Origin of the sequence: Sedimentibacter sp. zth1, from assembly GCF_017352195.1 — a bacterium.
Taxonomy (GTDB): Bacteria; Bacillota; Clostridia; order Tissierellales; family Sedimentibacteraceae; genus UBA1535.
On sequence record NZ_CP071445.1, the window covers coordinates 2,244,207 to 2,266,747 of the forward strand.

The 22,541-nt window shown below is 26.7% G+C and carries 23 protein-coding genes; 14 read left to right on the forward strand and 9 right to left on the reverse strand.

Annotated features, from left to right (window positions below):
* Positions 1-74 precede the first annotated feature (74 nt).
* The 9 genes from JYG23_RS10835 to dnaA all read right to left on the reverse strand — a co-directional run bounded on the left by JYG23_RS10835 (position 75) and on the right by dnaA (position 10,129).
* Positions 75-827: a SigB/SigF/SigG family RNA polymerase sigma factor gene (locus tag JYG23_RS10835; RefSeq protein WP_242631563.1), complete on the reverse strand. Its 753-nt coding sequence runs from the start codon at positions 825-827 to the stop codon at positions 75-77.
* 15 nt (positions 828-842) lie between these two features.
* Positions 843-1,214, reverse strand: a complete 372-nt coding sequence (locus tag JYG23_RS10840; RefSeq protein WP_207235691.1) for a histidine kinase — start codon at positions 1,212-1,214, stop codon at positions 843-845.
* Positions 1,215-1,218: 4 nt separating this feature from the next.
* Positions 1,219-1,536: an STAS domain-containing protein gene (locus JYG23_RS10845; protein ID WP_207235692.1), complete on the reverse strand. Its 318-nt coding sequence runs from the start codon at positions 1,534-1,536 to the stop codon at positions 1,219-1,221.
* Between the two features lie 32 nt (positions 1,537-1,568).
* Positions 1,569-4,085: a DNA gyrase subunit A gene (gene gyrA / locus JYG23_RS10850; RefSeq protein WP_207235693.1), complete on the reverse strand. Its 2,517-nt coding sequence runs from the start codon at positions 4,083-4,085 to the stop codon at positions 1,569-1,571.
* A gap of 25 nt (positions 4,086-4,110) precedes the next feature.
* Entirely contained in the window at positions 4,111-6,021 is a 1,911-nt protein-coding gene (gene gyrB, locus JYG23_RS10855; RefSeq protein WP_207235694.1) for a DNA topoisomerase (ATP-hydrolyzing) subunit B, read from the reverse strand.
* A gap of 10 nt (positions 6,022-6,031) precedes the next feature.
* On the reverse strand, positions 6,032-7,153 hold the full coding sequence (gene recF / locus JYG23_RS10860) for a DNA replication/repair protein RecF (RefSeq protein ID WP_207235695.1): 1,122 nt from the start codon (positions 7,151-7,153) through the stop codon (positions 6,032-6,034).
* Position 7,154: 1 nt separating this feature from the next.
* On the reverse strand, positions 7,155-7,370 hold the full coding sequence (locus tag JYG23_RS10865; protein WP_207235696.1) for an RNA-binding S4 domain-containing protein: 216 nt from the start codon (positions 7,368-7,370) through the stop codon (positions 7,155-7,157).
* Positions 7,371-7,382: 12 nt separating this feature from the next.
* A complete protein-coding gene (gene dnaN, locus JYG23_RS10870) occupies positions 7,383-8,486 on the reverse strand; it encodes a DNA polymerase III subunit beta (protein WP_207235697.1) in 1,104 nt (367 codons plus the stop codon).
* Positions 8,487-8,779: 293 nt separating this feature from the next.
* On the reverse strand, positions 8,780-10,129 hold the full coding sequence (gene dnaA, locus JYG23_RS10875; RefSeq protein WP_207238009.1) for a chromosomal replication initiator protein DnaA: 1,350 nt from the start codon (positions 10,127-10,129) through the stop codon (positions 8,780-8,782).
* 510 nt (positions 10,130-10,639) lie between these two features.
* Between dnaA and rpmH the strand changes: the two genes are divergently transcribed.
* The 14 genes from rpmH to nuoF all read left to right on the forward strand — a co-directional run bounded on the left by rpmH (position 10,640) and on the right by nuoF (position 22,537).
* The gene (gene rpmH / locus JYG23_RS10880) at positions 10,640-10,774 is read left to right on the forward strand and encodes a 50S ribosomal protein L34 (RefSeq protein WP_207235698.1); all 135 of its coding nucleotides are present in this window, start codon (positions 10,640-10,642) and stop codon (positions 10,772-10,774) included.
* A gap of 46 nt (positions 10,775-10,820) precedes the next feature.
* Positions 10,821-11,150 (forward strand): ribonuclease P protein component, encoded by a 330-nt coding sequence (gene rnpA, locus JYG23_RS10885; RefSeq protein WP_207235699.1) that lies wholly within the window; start codon positions 10,821-10,823, stop codon positions 11,148-11,150.
* 13 nt (positions 11,151-11,163) lie between these two features.
* On the forward strand, positions 11,164-11,373 hold the full coding sequence (gene yidD, locus JYG23_RS10890) for a membrane protein insertion efficiency factor YidD (protein WP_207238010.1): 210 nt from the start codon (positions 11,164-11,166) through the stop codon (positions 11,371-11,373).
* Between the two features lie 16 nt (positions 11,374-11,389).
* On the forward strand, positions 11,390-12,358 hold the full coding sequence (locus JYG23_RS10895) for a YidC/Oxa1 family membrane protein insertase (protein WP_207235700.1): 969 nt from the start codon (positions 11,390-11,392) through the stop codon (positions 12,356-12,358).
* A gap of 2 nt (positions 12,359-12,360) precedes the next feature.
* On the forward strand, positions 12,361-12,987 hold the full coding sequence (gene jag, locus JYG23_RS10900) for an RNA-binding cell elongation regulator Jag/EloR (protein ID WP_207235701.1): 627 nt from the start codon (positions 12,361-12,363) through the stop codon (positions 12,985-12,987).
* Between the two features lie 181 nt (positions 12,988-13,168).
* Positions 13,169-14,542: a tRNA uridine-5-carboxymethylaminomethyl(34) synthesis GTPase MnmE gene (gene mnmE, locus JYG23_RS10905; protein WP_207235702.1), complete on the forward strand. Its 1,374-nt coding sequence runs from the start codon at positions 13,169-13,171 to the stop codon at positions 14,540-14,542.
* A gap of 50 nt (positions 14,543-14,592) precedes the next feature.
* Entirely contained in the window at positions 14,593-16,509 is a 1,917-nt protein-coding gene (gene mnmG / locus JYG23_RS10910) for a tRNA uridine-5-carboxymethylaminomethyl(34) synthesis enzyme MnmG (RefSeq protein ID WP_305848852.1), read from the forward strand.
* Positions 16,510-16,524: 15 nt separating this feature from the next.
* Entirely contained in the window at positions 16,525-17,238 is a 714-nt protein-coding gene (gene rsmG, locus JYG23_RS10915; RefSeq protein ID WP_207235703.1) for a 16S rRNA (guanine(527)-N(7))-methyltransferase RsmG, read from the forward strand.
* A gap of 18 nt (positions 17,239-17,256) precedes the next feature.
* Positions 17,257-18,048 carry a nucleoid occlusion protein gene (gene noc / locus JYG23_RS10920; protein WP_207235704.1) on the forward strand — a complete coding sequence of 264 codons (792 nt, stop codon included), beginning with the start codon at positions 17,257-17,259 and terminating at the stop codon, positions 18,046-18,048.
* Between the two features lie 14 nt (positions 18,049-18,062).
* Positions 18,063-18,836 (forward strand): ParA family protein, encoded by a 774-nt coding sequence (locus JYG23_RS10925; protein ID WP_207235705.1) that lies wholly within the window; start codon positions 18,063-18,065, stop codon positions 18,834-18,836.
* A 21-nt stretch (positions 18,837-18,857) separates the two neighbouring features.
* Positions 18,858-19,703 carry a ParB/RepB/Spo0J family partition protein gene (locus JYG23_RS10930; protein ID WP_207235706.1) on the forward strand — a complete coding sequence of 282 codons (846 nt, stop codon included), beginning with the start codon at positions 18,858-18,860 and terminating at the stop codon, positions 19,701-19,703.
* 148 nt (positions 19,704-19,851) lie between these two features.
* Positions 19,852-20,337, forward strand: coding sequence for an NADH-quinone oxidoreductase subunit NuoE (nuoE, locus tag JYG23_RS10935; protein WP_207235707.1), 486 nt, complete (start codon positions 19,852-19,854; stop codon positions 20,335-20,337).
* Between the two features lie 15 nt (positions 20,338-20,352).
* Positions 20,353-20,712 (forward strand): ferredoxin, encoded by a 360-nt coding sequence (locus JYG23_RS10940; RefSeq protein ID WP_207235708.1) that lies wholly within the window; start codon positions 20,353-20,355, stop codon positions 20,710-20,712.
* A 34-nt stretch (positions 20,713-20,746) separates the two neighbouring features.
* Positions 20,747-22,537 carry an NADH-quinone oxidoreductase subunit NuoF gene (nuoF, locus tag JYG23_RS10945; protein WP_207235709.1) on the forward strand — a complete coding sequence of 597 codons (1,791 nt, stop codon included), beginning with the start codon at positions 20,747-20,749 and terminating at the stop codon, positions 22,535-22,537.
* Positions 22,538-22,541 lie beyond the last annotated feature (4 nt).

The window sequence follows — 22,541 nt, forward strand, 5'->3', positions numbered from 1 at the left end:
TATATTTTTAAATCAACAAAAATATGTTGAAATGTTAAAAAAAGCAAAACTTACTTTAGTTTTGCTTTTTTTTACTATTTGTCAACTAATGCATTTAATTTTTGTAGTGCTTTTTTTTCTAGTCTTGATACTGTCATTTGTGAAATATTAAGATTTTTTGCTATTTCAATTTGAGTTTTACTATTAAAGAACCTCTCTATTATAATCTTTTTTTCTAGCTCATTTAGTAAATTTAATGAATTTTTTATAAAATCATTGTTTTCAAAAATTTCATAACTATCTTTATTATCTTTAATAGTGTCAACTAATTCTATTTCTTTACTATCGCTACCACTATCATAAGTCACATTTAAAGACTGAGTAGTAAACAACTTTCCAGCCTCCATTGCTTCCAAAACTTCTTCTTCAGAATATTTTAAATAATCTGCAATTTCTTTGACCGTTGGAACCCTATTAAGACTAAACGATAAAGTTTCATTTACAATATTTATTTTTTTAGATATTTCTTGAATACGCCTAGGCACTTTTATAGACCAACCCTTATCCCTAAAATACTTTTTAATTTCTCCAAGTATAGTTGGTGTAGCAAAACTCGTAAATTCAAAACCTCTTGATACATCATATCTTTCTATAGCGTATATTAATCCAATACTTGCTATTTGATATAGATCCTCGTACTCAACACCCTTATTTATATATTTTTTTGATATAATTTCTGCAAGGTATTGATACTTATTAAATATTTGGTTTCTTATTTTAACACTTTTTTCTTTGCTATAAGTATTAAAAATATCATAGTTTCTTATCTCATTTCTAGTATCATTCACAATATCAACGCCTACCTATTTAGAGTGTTTTAATTTAAATGTAATATTATTGTTTTCATAATTTATATTATAATAATCTGCTAAACTATCAATTATCAAAACAAACATTTCACTATCTTCTATAGCACTTTTTGACAACATTTCTTTGTTTTTATCTGTAACCGTAATTTCTATTTCATTATCATTCAAAAAATATTCTATTAAAAACGGTTCATTATTATCTTTAATACTATTAATAAAAAATGTACAAATTTCTGATATTATAACCTTAATATCATTAATTTTATCTATATCAAAATTATAATAATTAGAAATCGAAGAAGTTGTTAATCTTACACAACTAATAAATTCAGATTTCTTAGGTATTTCGAGTTTAATAGTATCCATATTTTCACACTTCTATATTAAAAACTTTATTTAAACCAGTAATATCAAATAACTTATATATATTTGGTTTTAAATTTTTAATTTTTATTTCTATATGATTTTCTTTTGTAGTTTTTAAAATACTCATTAATGCTCCTAAACCAGTACTATCTAAATACTCAAGCTTTTCGGCATTTATTATAATATTTTTGTTAGAATTATTAATAGTATTTAAAACATTTTCTTTAAATTTAGGAGACGTATAAATATCTACTTCACCTATTGGTAATACTTCAATATAATTTTCTTCACATTCTTTATTTTCTTCTAATATTAGTGACATATTACCCTCCATTTTAATTGTTTTATAGTTAATTATTCAACGTCCTCTTCTTCTTCATCATCAGTTAATAATTTTGCTAATGTTACAACTTTGTCACCATCATTTAATCTCATAACAGTAACCCCTTGAGTATCTCTTCCAGTTACTGATATATCAGATACATGCATTCTAATTATAGATCCAACTTGACTAATAATCATTATGTCATTATTAGTTTCTGTAATCATTGCTCCAATAACATCTCCAGTTTTGTCATTAATATTATGTGTTTTAACACCTTTACCTGCTCTTGCTTGTCTTCTATAAGCAGTTGTGCTTGTCATTTTTCCAAAACCATTTTCTGTTATTGTTAATAATTTTTCGTTGGTTTCAACAATACTTTCTTCACTTTCTTCAATTATATTATCTTCTAACTCAGAATAATTATTGGCATCTATTATTAACATAGCAACAAGGTTATCATCCTTAGATGTGGATATCGCTTTTACCCCCATAGAAATTCTTCCTGTTGCTCGAACATCCTGTTCGCTAAATCTAATAGCTTTACCTTTTTTAGTTATTACCAAGATATCCTTAGTTCCATCTGTTTTATTTACACTAATAAGTTCATCATCTTCTGCTATTTTTATAGCCATTAATCCTGATTTTCTTGATGTATCAAAATCAATAAGTTTAGTTTTCTTTATAATACCTTTTTTTGTTGATAATATTAAATATTCATTTTCATTTGTAAAATCTTTCATAGGTATTATAGCAGCAACTTTTTCTCCTGCATCTAAATTAATCAAGTTTACAACAGCTGTTCCTTTTGCTTGACGTCTAGCTTCTGGAATTTCGTAAGCCTTAATTCTATATACTTTTCCCTTATTTGTAAAGAACATTAAATAATCATGTGTACTTGTTATAAATAAATCTTTTACAAAGTCTTCTTCCCTAGTAGTTAAGCCTGTTATTCCCTTTCCACCACGTCTCTGTGCTTTATAAGTATCTTCAGGTAGTCTTTTTATATAACCAAAATGTGTTAATGTTATTGCTACATTTTCTACTTCTATTAAATCCTCATAATGTATTTCATCTTCATCATGAGTAATTTCAGTTCTTCTTTCATCATAATACTTATTTTTAATTTCTGTTAATTCTGTTTTAACTATTTCATCAATTAAATATGGACTAGCTAAAATTTCCTCATACTTGTTAATCAACTTAATTAATTCTCCATACTCGTCCTCAAGTTTTTCTCTTTCTAAACCTTGAAGACGTCTAAGTCTCATATCTACTATAGATTTTGCTTGAATATCAGATAAATTAAATCTATTCATTAAATTTTCTTCTGCATCATTGTAAGAAGATCTAATAATTTTTATTACCTCATCAATATTATCTATTGCGATTCTTAAACCCTCTAAAATATGAGCTCTTGCTTGAGCCTTCTTTAAATCGTACTCAGTTCTTCTTGTAACTATTACTCTTTGATGAGCAACATAGTGAAAAATCATATCTTTTAAATTTAATACTTTTGGTTCACCGTTTACGAGAGCAATCATAATTATACTAAAATTATCTTGTAATTGTGTATGTTTATATAAATTATTTAAAACTATATTTGCATTGTAATCTTTTTTAATTTCTACTACAATTCTCATACCAGTTCTATCACTTTCATCTCTTAAATCAGTTATACCTTCAATTTTCTTATCTTTTACAAGGTTAGCTATTTTTTCAATTAATCTAGCTTTATTAACTTGATAAGGGATTTCATGAACTACTATTCTACTTTTATTATTTTTCATTTCTTCTATTTCAAGTTTAGATTTTACTTTAACAAATCCTCTACCTGTCATATAAGCATTTTTTATGTTATCCTTTCCAACTATTATTGACCCTGTTGGAAAATCTGGTCCTTTTATATATTTCATTAATTCTGGAATAGTTATTTCTGGATTATCTATAAATGCTATTGTTCCGTTTATTACCTCACCTAAATTATGAGGTGGAATTGAACTTGCCATTCCTACTGCAATACCAGATGAACCATTTACTAATAAATTAGGAAATCTACTCGGTAAAACAACTGGTTCTTTCAATGTTTCATCAAAGTTCAGTCTATAATCTACAGTTTCTTTACCAATATCTCTTAACATTTCCAAAGCCATTTTTGACATTCTGGCTTCTGTATATCTCATTGCAGCTGCTCCATCTCCATCAACAGAACCAAAGTTTCCATGTCCATCTATCAATGTATATCTCATTGAAAAATCTTGTGCAAGTCTAACCATTGCATCATAAACTGCTGTATCACCGTGAGGGTGATACTTACCTAAAACATCCCCAACGATACGCGCACATTTTCTATGAGGCTTATCAGGAGAAAGCCCAAGTTCATTAGCAGCATATAAAATTCTTCTATGAACTGGTTTTAAACCATCTCTAACATCCGGCAAAGCTCTGCTTACAATAACTGTCATAGCATATGCAAGATATGAATTTTGCATTTCTTGCTCTATGTTTTTATGCAAAACTTTATCATTATTGTTTTCTAAATTACTCATTAAAAGTCCTCCACTATAAGATTTATTAAAAATCTAAATCTTTTACATATTTTGCGTTTTTTTCTATAAATTCACGTCTTGGTGCAACCTTATCTCCCATAAGCATTGTAAATACATCATCTGCTATCATAGCATCATCTACAGTCATTTTTAAAAGTATTCTATTTTCAGGATTCATTGTTGTTTCCCAAAGTTGTTCAGGATTCATTTCACCCAGTCCTTTGTATCTTTGTATATCATATTTTCCGTCTCTACCAAACTCATCAAGTGTATCACTTAACTCTTTATCAGTATAAACATATCTTTCTTTTTTTCCTTTTTTCACTTTATAAAGTGGTGGTTGTGCTGCATATATATGTCCTTCATCAACCAAAGGTCTCATATATCTGTAGAAAAACGTTAATAATAATGTTCTAATATGAGCACCATCAACGTCGGCATCAGTCATAATTATAATTTTTCCATATCTAAGCTTATTTAAATTAAATTCATCACCAACACTACAACCAAATGCTGTAATCATGTTTCTAATTTCTTCTGAACTTAAAATTTTATCAAGTCTAGATTTTTCTACATTTAATATTTTTCCTCTTAGTGGTAGTATCGCTTGTGTTTTTCTATCTCTTCCACCTTTAGCTGAACCACCCGCTGAATTACCTTCAACTATATAAATTTCACATAAATCAGGATCTCTTTCCTGGCAGTCAGCTAATTTACCTGGTAGTGCCATACTATCTAATACATTTTTTCTTCTAGCAAGTTCCCTAGCTTTTCTAGCTGCTAATCTAGCTCTTGCTGCTTTTAATGTTTTTTCTATAATTAATTTTGCAATTTTAGGATTTTCTTCACAATAATGATATATAGCCTCACCTGTTACATTATCAACAATACTTCTAACTTTAGTATTACCTAATTTAGTTTTTGTTTGTCCTTCAAATTGAGGATCAGGTATTTTAATTGAAAGTATAGCTGTTATACCCTCTCTTATATCTTCACCTGTAATAGATAAATCATTTTCTTTGACAAGTTTATATTTTTTAGCATAATCATTCATTGCCCTTGTTAATGCTGTTTTAAATCCAATTAAATGTGTTCCACCTTCTATTGTATTTATATTATTTACAAAAGAATATATATTTTCAGAATATGCATCCGTATACTGTATTGCGATTTCAACAATAACTTTATCCTTTTCACCTTCAGCATATATAATTTCGTCATGTAACTTTTGTTTTTTGCTATTTAAAAATTTTACAAATTCAATAATTCCACCTTCATAATGAAATTTGTCAATAACTCCGTTTCTTTTATCTTCTAGAGTTATTTTAATTCCCTTATTAAGAAAAGCTAATTCTCTTAACCTTGTCTTTAAAATATTATAATCAAATACGATTGATTCAAAAATTGTATCATCAGGTAAAAAAGAAATTATAGTTCCACTTTCTTCTGTATCACCTAAATTAACTAATTCAGTTTTTGGAATACCTTTTGAATATTCTTGTCTGTATAGCTTACCATCTTTTTTTACTTCTGCTATTAATTTTGATGATAAAGCATTAACAACACTACTACCAACACCATGTAATCCACCTGATACCTTATAAACCTCGTTATTAAATTTTCCACCAGCATGTAAAACAGTTAAAACAGTTTCAAGTGTAGATTTTCCTGTTTTTGCGTGTTTTTCAACTGGTATACCCCTACCATTATCAGTAACTTTAACTGAATTATCTTCATTTATAACTACACTTATTGTATCACAAAATCCAGCTAATGCTTCGTCTATACTATTATCTACTATTTCATATACCAAATGATGAAGACCACTTTCACCTGTTGAACCAATATACATACCAGGACGTTTCCTAACAGGATCTAATCCTTCTAGTACTTGTATCTGTTCAGCACCATAATGTGCATTATTTCTTTCTGACATATAAACACCTCTAATTTATAATATTTCCAATAATTCCTTCATTTATGTTAAATATCTTTTTTTTGTTATTTTTTATAATTCTTTTTAAATCATTATCATCTGTTGATGTAATAAAAGTTTGAATATTTTTTATATATCTAATTAAATAGTTTTTTCTTTTATTGTCAAGTTCAGATAATACATCATCCAATAAAAGAACTGGATATTCTCCTATTTCATTTTTTATTATTTCTATTTCAGCAAGCTTTAATGCCAAAATTGCACTTCTTTGCTGCCCTTGCGAACCAAAATATTTAAAATCTTTATTATTAATCTTAAACATTATATCATCTTTTTGCGGTCCGCATAAGGTTATTTTTCGAATTTTTTCATTTTCTGATATTTTTTCTAATTTTTCCCGAAATTTTGATTTTATTTCTTTTTTATTTAAATCTTTTACACTCCCAATATCACATTTATACAGTAAATCTAAATTTTCTTTTCTTTCTGAAATGTTACCATAGATATTTGATGCATATACTTTTAAATTTTTTATATACTCTCTTCTATAAATTATAATTTCGGTACCCATTTCAACCATATAATCATTCCAAATTGAAAGAATATTATTATCTACTTTATTACCACTTTTTAAAATTCTATTTCTTTGTATAATTACTTTATTATAATTTTTTAAAAGATATTTATATTTAGGTTTTATTTGTGAAATATCAATATTTACAAATTTTCTTCTTTCATTTGGACTTCCCTTAATAATTTTTAAATCATCAGGGGTAAAAATGACATTATTAAGAATACCTATAAGCTCACTATTTTTTTCTAACTTTACTCCATTTACCTTAATAATTTTTTTTTGATTTCTTGTATAACTAAAATTAATTCTTTTCGTTATACTTAAATTTGATTTTTCTAATAAAATTTCAACTTCAAGATTTTTTTCATTAAACTTTATTAAATCATTTTCACTATTAATTCTAAATGTTTTTCCTATTGAGCATAGGTATATTGACTCCAATAAATTTGTTTTTCCTTGACCATTATCACCAATAAAAATATTTAAAACATCATCTAACTTTACATCTAACTCTTTAAAATTTCTAAAATTTTTAAGTTTAATGTTTTTAACAATCACATTATTCCTCGTCTGAAACAATAATTTTTGAATTATCAAATTCAACTATATCATTATGTCTAATTTTTTTGCCTCTTTGCGTACAAATTTCTCCATTAACTTTAACTAGACCATCTATTATAACCATTTTAGCAATTCCACCACTTTCAACAATACTTGCAAATTTCAGTAATTGGTCTAATCTTATAAATTCTGTACTTATTTTTATTTTTTCCATTTATTCTTTCCTTTAGCTTATTCTAACAGGTAAAACCATGTATTTAAAATTAGTATTATCTGCTTCAGTTATAAAACATGGATTTATATTACCCATAAATTTCATTTCAACATCATCAGCATCTATAATTTTTAAAACTTCACTTATATATTTTGAGTTGAATCCTATTTTTAAATCATTTCCTTCTTTTTGTTGTAAAATTATAAATTCTTCAGCATTTCCATATTCAGATGTAGAATTGATTTGCATAGTATTTTCTTTAATATCTAAAATTATTAAATTATTTTTATCTTCTCTAGCAAGTAAGGATGCTCTCTCTATACTATTTTTAAATTCACTAGCATTAAGTTTTATAGTAGTTATAAAGTCATTTTTTAAAAGAGATTTATAATCTACAAATTTTCCTTCTAATATACTTGACATTATCGTTGTGTTTTCAATTATAAATGAAATATGACTTTCAGAAATAACTACATTTACTTCATAGTCATCTTCTTCTAATATTCTAGTAATTTCATTTAGAACTTTAGATGGTATAATTGTTGAAATTTCTTCAGTAGTATTTATACTCTCTGATTTTACAGACATTCTAAAAGTATCTAAACCTACAAAAGTACATATACCATTTTTTACCTCTAATAAACAACCTGTAAATATAGGTTTCATTGTATCTTGAGATACTGCAAATGAAGTATATTTTATAAGTTTTTTCAATACTTCAGATGTAATTTGAAAATTAACACCTTCATTTTCAAATGTGTTTTTGGGAAATTCTTTTGCTGCATTTCCTAATATACTAAAATCTGAATTTAGACATTTAATTTCTAAATTATTATTTTCTGTTGTTTTAATATTTACTGTTGAGTTTGAAGGTAATTTTCTAACAAAATCCCCTAATAGTTTAGAATGTACAACTATTTCTCCTTCTTCAATTATATCGCATTCAACATAAGTATTAATACCAAGCTCTAAATCAGTTGCTGTAAGATGCAATCTATTATTATAAGCTTCAATTAATATTCCAGACAAAATAGGTAATGATGTTCTAGAAGTAACAGCTTTTTGTACTATATTTATAGCTTTATTTAAATCTTTTTGACTAATAGATATTTTCATAATTTCTCCTTTTTTAATTTTTTATATTATTATATTTCTTATTTTAAATTATTTTATTGTATTATTTTAAAAGTTATTAACAGGAAATTTATTTTGAGATTTCTTAATAATAATATAAATATATAAACAGTAATAGTAATAGGGGCTGTTAATTTGTTTAAAACTAATGCATCAATTGTAAATAGAATACTTAATTCAATCGACTAACTGTGCATATGTTTTTAATTTTAATTAATAGATTTTTATGATTTTCTAATATTAAAAGTTATTAACATTTTGATAACAACTAAATGTTAATTGTTTAGCATTGAAATAATATCATCGATTTTCTTTTTTATTTCGGAGCTATTTTCTATTTCTTCAGTAATTTTATTACAAGCATGAAGTACCGTTGAATGATCTCTACCTCCAAAATCTTTACCTATTTTAGGAAGGCTACAATCTGTTAATTTTCTAGTAATATACATTGCTATTTGTCTTGGATAAGCAATATTTCTATTTTTTTTCTTTGATGTTAATTCATCTAAAGAAATATTATAATAATTTGCAACAACCTCTTGTATATCCTTTATAGTAACTTTTTTATTAGAGGATATAAGATGTTTTAGAGCTTCTTGTGCTAGTTCAAGAGTAACTTCTCTATTAGATAAAGAAGAATAAGCATAGATTCTAATTAATGCTCCTTCTAATTTTCTTATATTGGATTGTATATTTTGAGCAATATAATTTATAACTTCGTCAGGAACTTGATAATTTTCACTTTCAGCTTTTTTTCTTAATATAGCAATTCTTGTTTCAAAGTCGGGTGGTTGTATATCAGCTATAAGTCCCCATTCAAATCTTGATCTTAATCTGTCTTCTAGTGTAGGAATTTCACTAGGTGGATTATCACTAGAAATAATAATTTGCTTATTAGCTTCATATAGAGCATTAAAAGTATGGAAAAACTCTTCTTGTGTTCTTTCTTTTCCAACTATAAATTGTATATCATCTATTAAAAGTACATCAATATTTCTATATTTATTTCTAAAAGCATCATTTCTATTATCTTTTATAGAATTTATAAGGTCGTTTGTAAATTTTTCACTTGTTACATATACAACTTGAGATTTTGGGTTACAATCTAAAATATAATGACCAATTGCATGCATTAAGTGGGTTTTTCCTAAACCAACACCTCCATACAAAAAAAGGGGATTATAGGTAGTTGCAGGTGCTTCTGCAACCGCTAAAGATGCTGCATGGGCAAATCTGTTACTATTCCCTATAACAAAATTATCAAATTTGTATTTTGAATTTAGTTTTCTATTTGTAAACTCAGGATTATCTGAATTATCTATATTAACAGAATTTGGAGTTGCTTTATTAACATTATTATTATTAGCAAAAATATTCTCTCCTGGTACTGTAAAAATTAATTCTGTTTCTTGCTTTAACACAAAATTAAAAGCATTTTTTAAAAGAGTATAATGTCTTTGTTTTAGCATATTTCTAACAAATTCATTTTCTGCTTCTAAGAATACGGTGTTATTTTGATAAGCAATAATTTTTAGTGGTTCATACCAAGTTTTAAAGCTAACTTTATTAACGTCTTCTTTTATAATTTCTAGAACATTGCTCCAGATTTCATTTAGGTTCACTATTTTACCTCCTGTTATTAAAATTAATAAACAGTTTGTTAATAAGTTATAAAAATAAAGCAAATATTTATATGTATTAACATATGTTTATAGAATTTATTAAAAGTTTTTTTATTTTTTTTTAAACAAAAAAATATGTTTGTTAATAGTTATCAACAATGTTAGTATATATTAAAAAGTTATCAACAATTAATCGTATATTATATGGATAACCTGTTAATAAAATAGTAACTCAAATGTATATTATCATTTTTTATCAACAATTTCAAATTTTATTTAAATTTTTTTATAAATTTGTAAAAAACATTTGCATATATTATAAAAATGTAGTATATTACAAGAGTTACACATGTATATTTTTTTATTTAGTAATTATGTAATATATTTAGACTTGACACAAGTTAAATAAATTAATATAATATTTGCGAGTAATTTATTTTTTATTCGATTACGTATAGAAAATATATGATATTTGATATAGATATCTGATATTATTAAGGAGGTGTTTATAAGATGAAAAGAACTTATCAACCAAAAAGAAAACAAAGAAGTAGAGAACATGGATTCAGAAAAAGAATGAGCACAAAAAATGGAAGAAGAGTATTAAAAAGTAGAAGAGACAAGGGAAGAAAGAAATTGTCAGCATAAGGTCGCGAAAGTGACCTTTTTATTCCATTTGGAGAAAAAAAGCAAAATGAATAAAATTAAGAAAAATAGAGAATATAAAGCTGTATATAATTGTAATAATTCTGTTGCTGACTACAATCTAGTTCTTTTTTTTAATAAGAATAAAGATGATAATAGTAGATTTGGATTTACTTGTGCAAAAAAAATAAAAAAAGCCGTAGATAGAAATAGAATAAGGCGAATAATAAAAGAAATTGTCAGATTAAATGATGATAAAATTAAACAAAATTATGATATAATATTTATGGCAAGAGTTAATGCTGTAAATGCAAATTATAAAGCATTGGAAAAATCTTTTTATAAGGTTTTAAGTAGAGCTGATTTATTAAATAAATAGGGTGGTTAATATTATTACTAAGATTTTAATAAAAATAATTAGAATATATCAAAAATTATCTTTTAGCACAGGTATTAGACATTGTAGGTTTTATCCTACATGTTCGCAATACTTTGTTGAAGCATTACAAAAATATGGAATTATTAAAGGGTCATATTTAGGAATAAAAAGAATATTAAGATGTAATCCTTACTGTGAAGGAGGATATGATCCGCTTAAGTAAACATGGAGGATATATAATGAATTTAGATTTTATAGCTAAACCTATGGGTTGGATTATGAGATTATTTTATAATTTAGTTTCTTCACTAAATATAGAAGTACTTTCTGCTTATGCAATAGCAATTATATTATCAACTATTGCAATTAAACTATTAATATTACCGTTAACATTGAAACAAACTAAATCAATGAAAATAATGCAAGATCTATCTCCAAGACTGAAAGATATACAAGAAAAATATGGGAAAGATCCTCAAACATTACAAAGAAAACAAATGGAGTTGTATAAAGAAGTTAAATATAATCCTCTTTCGGGTTGTTTACCAATGCTTATACAATTACCTTTAATATTTGCATTTTTTTGGGTTATAAGAGATCCTGGATTTGCTTTTTCTGATATGGGTAGTTATTTTAATTTATCACAGTTAGCAAGTCAAATAAATTTAAACTTAGCAGATATAAATGCATCATTAAAGTTAGCAGATGAAAGCACAATAAAATCATTGCAAGGTTTATTTAATTATGCACAATTAAACAACATAGACTATTCGTCAATTAAAGATGCAATAATGTTAAGTGGAGATAAATTTTGGATTTGGACAACAGATATGAACAGAGCTTTTTTCTGGATTAAAGATTTAAGTTTTGCTTCAAATTCAATATTGCCAGGAACAACAATTGTAAATGGTTTAAATATTGGTGTTAAATTACCTTTCTTTGGTCAAGCATTGCCAATATTAGCGGTAATATCTGCATATACAACTTACTTAACTACTAAAATGATGTCAGGCACACAAATGTCTGCTATGAATGAACAGGCAAAAACAACAAATAATATGATGACTAAAATGATGCCAGTAATAATATTTATTACTGCAATTAATTTTTCATCAGGACTTGCTTTATATTGGGTAGTAACTAATATATTCCAGTTAGTTCAACAATATGTAGTTTTACATTCATCAAAAAAGGTTAGGGAGGAATAATTGTGAGTAGTATTATTATTGAAAAACCGACAGTAGATGAAGCCGTTAAAGTAGCATTAGAGGAATTAAAAGCAGAAATTAACGAAGTAGATATAGATATTTTAAAAGAACCATCAAAAGGTATACTGAGTTTTTTAGGAAGTAAAGTAGCAAAAGTAAAAGTTACAGTAATAAATGGACCTGAGGAAAAAGCTAAAAACTATATAGAAACTGTTTGTAAATACATGAACATTCAGATAGAATATGAAATTAAATTAGTTGTAAATGTACTTAAGGTTGATATTACAAAAGTTGATGAAAAAGATAAAGGAATTCTAATTGGTAAAAGAGGTAATACTCTAGATGAAATTCAATTTTTATTAAGTTTAGTGGTTAATAAAAACAGAGAATCTTATATAAGAACTTTAGTTAATGTAGAAGATTATAGAGAAAAAAGAGAAGAAACTCTTAAAAAATTAGCAAGGAAAACTGCTGATAAATGTAGGTATTACAATAAGAAAATAAGACTAGAACCTATGAATCCTTATGAAAGAAGAATTATTCATTCTACTTTACAAGAAGAAAAAGATATAATGACATATAGTGAAGGTGACGAACCTTATAGAAAAGTAGTAATAGATAAGAGATAAAACAATAGTAAATTAAATAACCACAAAGTACACAATAATATGAATTACTATTTCATATCGATAGTGACTATGTGGTTTTTATTTTATTTAAAAAATTATTTGATAAAACAAATAAAAATATATACACTAAGAATATAATATTGTAAAATATATGTATAAATATAAAGATAGGAAAAAAAATATGAATCAAGAAACAATAGCTGCAATAGCTACAGCACTAGGAAATGCTGGTATTAGTATAATAAGAATAAGCGGAGAAAATGCTTTAAACATTGCATTAGATATTTTTATTAATAAATCTCATAATAAAGTTAGTGAATTTAAAAGTAGATATTTAAACTACGGTTCAATAGTCGATAAAAATAATAAAGTATTAGATGAAGTTTTACTGACATATATGAAAGCACCATATACATTTACAAAAGAAGATGTAGTAGAAATACATTGCCATGGTGGTGTTATTTCTGCTAAAAAAATATTAGATTTAGTTTTAACATATGATTGTAGAATGGCTGATAATGGTGAATTCACCAAAAGAGCATTTTTAAATGGTAGAATAGATTTAACACAAGCTGAAGCAGTAATAGACATAATTAATTCAAAAACAGATAGAAATCAGGAAATTTCAGTTAATCAGTTAGAAGGTAGATTATCTAAGCAGATAAATAAATTAATTGAAATAATAATTGAATTACTTGCAAATATAGAGGTAAATATTGATTTCCCTGAGTATGATGAAGATAATATAACTATTGAAAGAGTAAAAGAAAAATCTAACTTAATGCTAAATGAAATTAATAAGTTAATTGAAACAGCTGATACAGGTAAAATATATAAAGAAGGTATAAAAACTTTAATTTTAGGAAAACCAAACGTTGGCAAATCGTCCTTAATGAATTTTTTATTAAACGAAAATAGAGCTATAGTTACAGAAGTTCCAGGAACAACTAGGGATACAATAGAAGAGTATGTTAATATTAAAGGTGTACCATTAAATATTATTGATACAGCTGGAATTAGAAAAACTGAAGATACTGTAGAAAAAATTGGTGTAGAGAAAGCATTAAGTAAAATTTATGAAGCAGATTTAATTATAATGGTTTTAGATGCATCAAAGGAATTAGAAATAGAAGATAAACAAATACTAGATTATGTAAAAAATAAAAAAGTAATTTATATAAAAAACAAGACAGACTTAGAACAAAAACTTAATTTAGATGATTATGAAAATATATCAAAAAATATAATAAATATTTCAGTATTAAATAATAAAGGCTTAGAGGATATAATAAAATCAATACATGATATGTTCTTTAAAGGTAAAATTAACATTGACAATAGTATTATAATAAATAATGCAAGGCATAAAAATTTATTGGTTAACGCTTCTAAAAATTTAAAAGAAGTATTAAAATCCATTGATAATAATATGCCAATAGACTTTATTGAAATTGATTTAAAAAGCTGTATGGAAAACCTCGGTTTAATTATTGGTAAAGCTGTTAGCGATGATTTAGTTGATAAAATATTTAGTGATTTTTGTATAGGTAAATAATTTTGATTAATAGTTACAAAAAACATTAGTAATTTACAGGAAGTGATAAAATGAAACAAAATAATAGTAATAAAATGGGTGAATTAAAGAAATTTTTAGCTAAAAAATATGATATAATTGTTGTAGGTGCAGGTCATGCTGGTTGTGAAGCTGCATTAGCTGGTGCTAGAATGGGAATGAAAACCCTAATGTTAACAATGAGTTTAGATTCAATTGCAATGTTAGCTTGTAATCCGTCAATAGGTGGAACTGGAAAGGGACATTTAGTTAGAGAAATAGATGCACTTGGCGGACAAATGGGAATTAATATTGATAAAACTATGATTCAATGCAAGATGCTAAATATATCTAAAGGCCCGGCAGTCCATTCGCTTAGAGCACAAGCAGATAAAAATTTATATCATACTGAAATGAAAAAAGTTATAGAAAATCAACAAAATCTTGATTTAGTTCAATCAGAAGTTACAGATATAAAAGTAAAAGATGATGGTGTATTTGAGGTATGTACTAAATATGGGGCCTATTACGAGGCGAAAGCTGTTATAATTACAACTGGAACATATTTAAAAGGTAGAGTATATATTGGAGAATTGAATTATTCATCTGGGCCTAATGAATTAGCTCCTGCTAATGAATTATCACAATCTTTAATAAATCTTGGGTTAGTATTAAGAAAATTTAAAACTGGAACTCCTGCAAGGGTGTTTTCGGATTCAATTAACTATGATAAAATGGAAATACAAAATGGGGATAATAAAATAGTTCCATTCTCTTTTATGACAGAAGAAATTGAAATTGAACAAGTACCATGTTATTTAACATATACAACAGAGGCAACACATGAAATCATTAGAAATAATTTAGATAGATCACCCTTATATACTGGATTAATTGAAAGTGTAGGTCCTAGATATTGTCCCTCAATAGAAGATAAAGTTGTTAAATTTGCAGACAAAAATAAACATCAAATGTTTATAGAACCAGAAGGTTTAAGTACAAAAGAAATGTATATACAAGGTATGTCATCGTCTTTACCATTTGAAGTTCAAATACAAATGTATAAAACTATGATAGGACTTGAAAATTCTGAAATTATGAGACCGGCTTATGCAATAGAGTATGATTGTATAGATCCAACACAATTGAAACCAACATTAGAATATAAAAATGTTAAAAATATGTTTTTCGCAGGTCAAGTAAATGGTAGTTCTGGATATGAAGAAGCTGCTGGACAGGGTATTATAGCTGGAATTAATGCAGTTTTATCAATAGAAAACAAAGAACAATTGATATTGGATAGATCAGAAGCTTATATAGGTGTATTAATAGATGATTTAGTAACAAAAGGAACTAATGAGCCATATCGTATGATGACATCTCGTGCAGAGTATAGATTAGTATTAAGACAAGATAATGCAGACGAAAGGTTAACTCAAAAGGGATATGATGCAGGTCTAGTAACTGAAGAAAGATATCAAAAATTTATTGATAAAAAAAATACAATATATAAAGAAATAGAGAGATTAAAAAATATTAAAATTACACCTAAAAATGAGATTAACGAATTTTTACAATCAAAAGAAACTTCTCCATTATCAAAACCTATAAATATATATGAATTGTTAAAAAGACCTGAAATATCATATAGGGATACAGAATTTTTAGATAATGAACGAGTTAGTTTATCTGGTAATATTATTGATTATATAGAGACATTAATTAAATACGAAGGATATATAATTAAACAGATAAAGCAAATAGAACAATTTAAAAAATTAGAAGAAAAGAAAATACAAAAAGATATTAATTATAATGAAATTAATGGTCTAAGGATAGAAGCAAAGCAAAAACTTTCAAAAATATTACCTAGCTCAATTGGTCAAGCTTCTAGAATATCTGGTGTTTCACCAGCAGATATTAATGTACTTCTAATATATTTAGAACAAATGAAAAGAAAAAATAAATAATAAGAGTGGTATAGTATGTTAATAAAAACGTTACAAACGGGTTTTAATAAATTAGGCCTAAGTTATACTGATGATATTGAAAATAAATTAATAAAATATAAAGAGTTATTGCTTGAGTGGAATCAAAAAATTAACATAACAAGGATACAAGACGAAGAAGAAATCTATATAAAGCATTACTTAGATAGTATAATTATTTTAAATAGTCAAAATGTTAATTCAACAAATAGAATAATAGATGTTGGTACAGGGGGAGGTTTCCCTGGCTTTCCTCTTAAGATTGTTAATAACAATATAGATTTAACTTTGCTTGACAGTTTAAGAAAAAGAACAGATTTTTTACAACTTGTTGCAAATACTTTAAAATTAGACAAGGTAAATGTAATACATGGAAGAGCTGAAGATTTTGGACATGATAAAAATTATAGAGAAAAATATGATATATGTGTTTCGAGAGCGGTTGCTCCATTAAATATATTGTGTGAGTTTTGTTTACCATTTGTAAAGGTTGGAGGTTTTTTTGCAGCTTATAAAAGTGAAAATATTGCCGAGGAAATCGAAGCATCAAAAAATGCTATAGAAAAACTATGTGGTAAAATTAAAGAAATTAAACAAATTAAAATACCAAACTCACAAATTGTTAGAAATATTATAATTATAGAAAAAATAAACAAATTACCTAATGTATATCCACGAAAAGCTGGAACACCAGCAAAAAAACCATTATAAAAATTTTAGGGGGATACAATGAGTGATAATAATGTAAAAAATATTAGTGTGAGTCAAATCATACCTAATAAAAACCAACCAAGAAAAAATTTCGATAAGAAAGCTTTAGAGGAGCTCAGCTTATCTATAAAGAATTATGGTTTAATTCAACCTATTGTGGTTAGAAAACTTGCGGATGAGTTATACGAGCTTATAGCTGGTGAAAGAAGATTTAAAGCATCTAAATTAATTAACTTAGAAGAAATTCCAGCTATAGTTATTTCAGTTGGAGAAGAAGAGTCTGCAGCAATGGCGTTAATAGAAAACTTACAAAGAGAGAATTTGAATTTTCTAGAGGAAGCTATAGCTTTTGAAAAAATTATCAATGATTTTAATATAACACAACAAGTATTGGCAGAAAAAATTGGTAAAACACAATCAACAGTAGCAAACAAAATGAGGTTATTAAAACTTCCAACAAAGGTAAAAGAAGTATTAATAGATAATAATTTAAGTGAAAGACATGCTAGAGCGTTATTAAAAATTAATGACGAAAATTTAATGATAGATGTTCTTGATAAAGTAATAAAAAAAGATTTAAATGTTAGTGAAACTGAGAAATTGATACAATCACTTGTTAATGATATTAATAAGGAAAAATTAAAGAATAAACTTTATATAAAAAATTTTATTAACTATAAAATTTATATAAATACAATAAAAAATGCATACAAAGAAATTGTTAAAACTGGAATAGATGCTAAATTTGAAGAAGTTGAGTCAGAAAATTTTATAGAACTTAAAGTTAAAATACCTAAAAAAAGTATATAATAAAGGTGGTTAAAATGGCTAAAATTATAAGTATTTTTAATCAAAAGGGTGGAGTTGGCAAAACTACTACAAACGTAAATTTATGTGCAGCTTTGGCTTTGCTAGGGAAAAAAGTACTGAGTATTGATATAGATCCTCAAGCTAATTCAACAAGTGGATTTGGTATTGAAAAGAATGCTTTAGAATTTACTATTTATGATGTATTAATGAACAATTATGATATTAATAAAATTGTAATTAAAACTGAAGTTGATAATTTATTTGTAGTACCTTCGAGAATAGAATTATCAGGAGCAGAAATTGAATTAGCTACATCTGTAAAAAGAGAAAAATCGTTAAAAGAAAGTTTAAAAAATTTGAAAGAAGAATTTGATTATATCATTATAGATTGCCCTCCATCATTAGGATTGCTATCATTAAATGCTTTAACAGCATCTAGCTCAGTAATAATTCCAATTCAATGTGAATACTATTCGCTAGAAGGTGTTGGTCAATTAATTGAAACAATTAGGTTAGTAAATAGGACATTAAATCCCAAATTGTATGTTGAAGGTGTATTATTAAATATGTTTGATGGAAGAACAAATTTGTCTTTACAAGTAGTAGAAGAAGTAAAAAAATATTTTAAGGATAGAGTATACCAAACTATTATTCCTAGAAATATTAGATTAGCAGAAGCACCAAGTTATGGACAACCTATAATGCTTTATGATGATAAATCAAAAGGCAGTGAAGCTTATAAAAAGTTAGCTATTGAAATAAATGAGATATGTCAAAAATCAAAGTAAAATAGTAAGGATGGTGTAAAAATGGCAAATGCAAGAAAAGCATTAGGAAGGGGATTGTCTGCGTTAATACCAGATAATTTAGAAGATGAAGATTTAAACAAAGTACGAGAAATAGATATTGATCTAATCGTTCCTAATCCAAATCAACCAAGAAAAAGTTTTGAACCAATAAAGCTTAAAGAACTTTCAGAGTCAATAAAAAAATATGGAATGATTCAACCGATTATTGTGAAGAAAGAAGATTCTGTATATACTATTATAGCTGGTGAAAGAAGATGGAGAGCTTCTAAAATTGCTAATTTAAAAACTATACCTTGTATTATTAGAGATATAGAAAATAAAAATGCATCTGAAATTGCTTTGATTGAAAATATTCAAAGAGAAGATTTAAATCCAATTGATGAAGCAACTGCTTATGAATATATAATGAATAGATACGCTATAACGCAGGAAGAACTAGCTGAAATAGTTGGAAAAAGTAGAGTATATGTAACAAATACACTTAGGTTATTAAATTTAGATAGTTATGCTAAAGAAAAAATTATTAGTAATGAAATAACTCAAGGTCATGCGCGTGCTATATTGTCATTAGAAAAAAGTGTACAAAAAAAGTTAGTAGATGATATTATAGAGAATGGTTTAAGTGTTAGAGACGTAGAAAAAATAGTAAGAAATATGAAAAGTAATAAAGTTAAAAAAATTGTTAAAAAAGATAAATACATACTCAATATAGAAGAGTCATTAACTAATAAATTTGCAGTAAAAGTTAAAGTTATAAATAATAAAAATAAGGGGAAAATACAACTGGAGTATAAAAATTTAAACGAATTGAATAGGCTGTTGGATATTTTCAACATAAACGAGTAACATCTAAAAAGCACGAAACATGTAGAAATTTGTCGAATGATGTAGAAAATTAATTATTTAATTATAATTATTCAAAATATCATTGACAAATTTTTTTTATATTTATATAATTTTAGTAGTTGAATTTATTTTATAAGGGGGCAGTAAAGTGCAAGATGATTTTAGTGTAGAAGAAAAGAAGAAAGAATTTTTAGAATTGAAAAATTTTATAGATTCTATTGACAACCATAGTGGCTCATTAATGCAAATTTTACATAAAGCACAAGAAATTTTTGGATATTTACCTTTCCAAGTTCAAAAGTTTATATCAGAAAAAACGAACATACCGATATCAGAAATTTATGGCGTAGCGACATTTTATACACAGTTTACTATCAATCCAAAAGGAAAGCATAAAATCGGAGTTTGCTTAGGAACAGCATGTTACGTAAGAAATTCCCAAGCTATTTTAGAAAAAATAATGGATGAATTAAAAATTAAAGTTGGTGAAACAACTAGTGATAATCTATTTACATTAGATGCAACTAGATGTTTAGGTTGCTGTGGATTAGCACCTGTAATGATGATTGATGATGAGGTGTATGGAAAGGTAGACCCATCAAAAGTACCAGAAATACTTAATTCATATAAATAATAATGAGGTGTATATATGAAATCTTTAGATGAATTAAAAAAAATCAGAGATAATTCGATTGCAAATTTGGAAATGAGAAATACAGACAAGGATATAAGAATTGTTGTCGGTATGGCTACATGTGGAATAGCCGCAGGTGCAAGAAAAGTGCTAAATACACTTGTAGAAGAAGTAGCAAAGAGAAACATTAAAAATGTTCAAGTAGTACAAACTGGTTGTATTGGTATGTGTACCTTTGAGCCTATTGTTGAGGTTTGCGAAAAGGGTAAAGAAAAAGTTACATATATTAATATAGACGAAGAAAAAGCTAAAAGAATCATAGCAGAGCATATAGTTAACAATCAGATTGTAAGTGAATATACAATTGGTATATAAAATAATGTTATAAGACATTTTTTGGAGGTATTATATGGCTATTTTTAGATCGCATGTTTTAGTATGTGGTGGAACCGGGTGTACTTCATCACATTCAGATTTAATTAGGAAAAGGTTTGTCGAACAAATAAAAGAAAATGATCTTGACAAGGAAGTACAAGTAGTTTCAACTGGTTGCTTTGGATTATGTGAGCAAGGACCAATTGTTGTTATATATCCGGAAGGTGCATTTTATTCAAAAATGTCAGTGGATAGAGTTGATGAAATTGTACAAGAGCATTTGATAAAAGGAAGAGTTGTAAAAAAATATTTATTTGAGGAAAGCGTTAGATCAGAAAAAATTAAATCTTTAAATGAAATTGAATTTTATAACAAACAGAAGAGAGTAGTACTTAGAAATTGTGGTGTTATTAATCCTGAAAATATTGATGAATATATTGCAAAAGAAGGATATATGGCATTAGGTAAAGTTTTAACTAAGATGGCTCCTGAAGAAGTTATTAAGGTAGTTAAAGATTCTGGTTTAAGAGGAAGAGGCGGCGGAGGATTCCCAACTGGTGTAAAATGGGGATTTGCAGCTCCAAATAAAGCTGATCAAAAGTACATAATATGTAACGCAGATGAAGGTGACCCAGGTGCATTTATGGATAGAAGTGTTCTAGAAGGTGACCCTCACTCAGTTATAGAAGCAATGGAAATAGCAGGATATGCTATTGGAGCAACAAAAGGATTTATATATGTAAGAGCAGAATATCCTATAGCAGTTCATAGATTGGAAATTGCAATAGAGCAAGCTAGAGAATATGGGTTATTGGGTAAAAACATATTCAATTCGAATTTTGATTTTGATGTAGAGATTAGGTTAGGCGCGGGCGCTTTTGTATGTGGTGAAGAAACTGCATTAATGGCTTCTATAGAAGGAAAAAGAGGAATGTCTAGAAACAAGCCACCATTTCCTGCAAATAAAGGATTATGGGGAAAACCTACTGTAATAAACAATGTTGAAACATTATCAAATATTCCTCAGATTATAAATAACGGTGCTGAGTGGTTTAGAAGTTTTGGAACAGAAAAATCTCCGGGAACAAAAGTTTTTGCATTGGGTGGAAAAATAAATAATACAGGTCTTGTTGAAGTACCAATGGGAACTACGTTAAGAGAAGTTATTTATGAAATTGGCGGAGGATGTCCTAACGGAAAAAAATTTAAAGCTGTTCAAACTGGAGGACCTTCAGGTGGATGTATAACAGCAGAAAATCTTGATTTACCAATAGATTTTGATAACTTAATTGCTATAGGATCAATGATGGGTTCTGGTGGGATGATAGTTATGGATGAAGATAACTGTATGGTTGATATAGCAAGATTTTTCTTAGAATTTACTGTTGATGAATCATGTGGTAAATGTACTCCGTGTCGTGAAGGTACAAAGAGAATGCTTGAGATATTAAATAGAATTACTGAAGGAAAAGGTACTATGGAGGACCTAGATAAATTAGAATCTTTGGGTAATGTTATCAAAGAAACTTCTTTATGTGGTTTAGGACAAACTGCTCCAAATCCAGTGCTTTCTACATTGAAACATTTCAGAAATGAGTATATATCACACGTTAAGGATAAGAAATGTCCAGCAGGTGTATGTAAAGCGTTGTCATGTTATATTATAACTGATGCATGTAAGGGATGTACAAAATGTGCTAGACAATGTCCTGTTGGTGCAATACAAGGAAAAGTTAAAGAAAAACATGTTATAGATCAAAACAAATGTATTAAATGTGGTGTTTGTATGAGCAATTGTCCATTTAATGCAATAATTAGAAAGTAGTAAA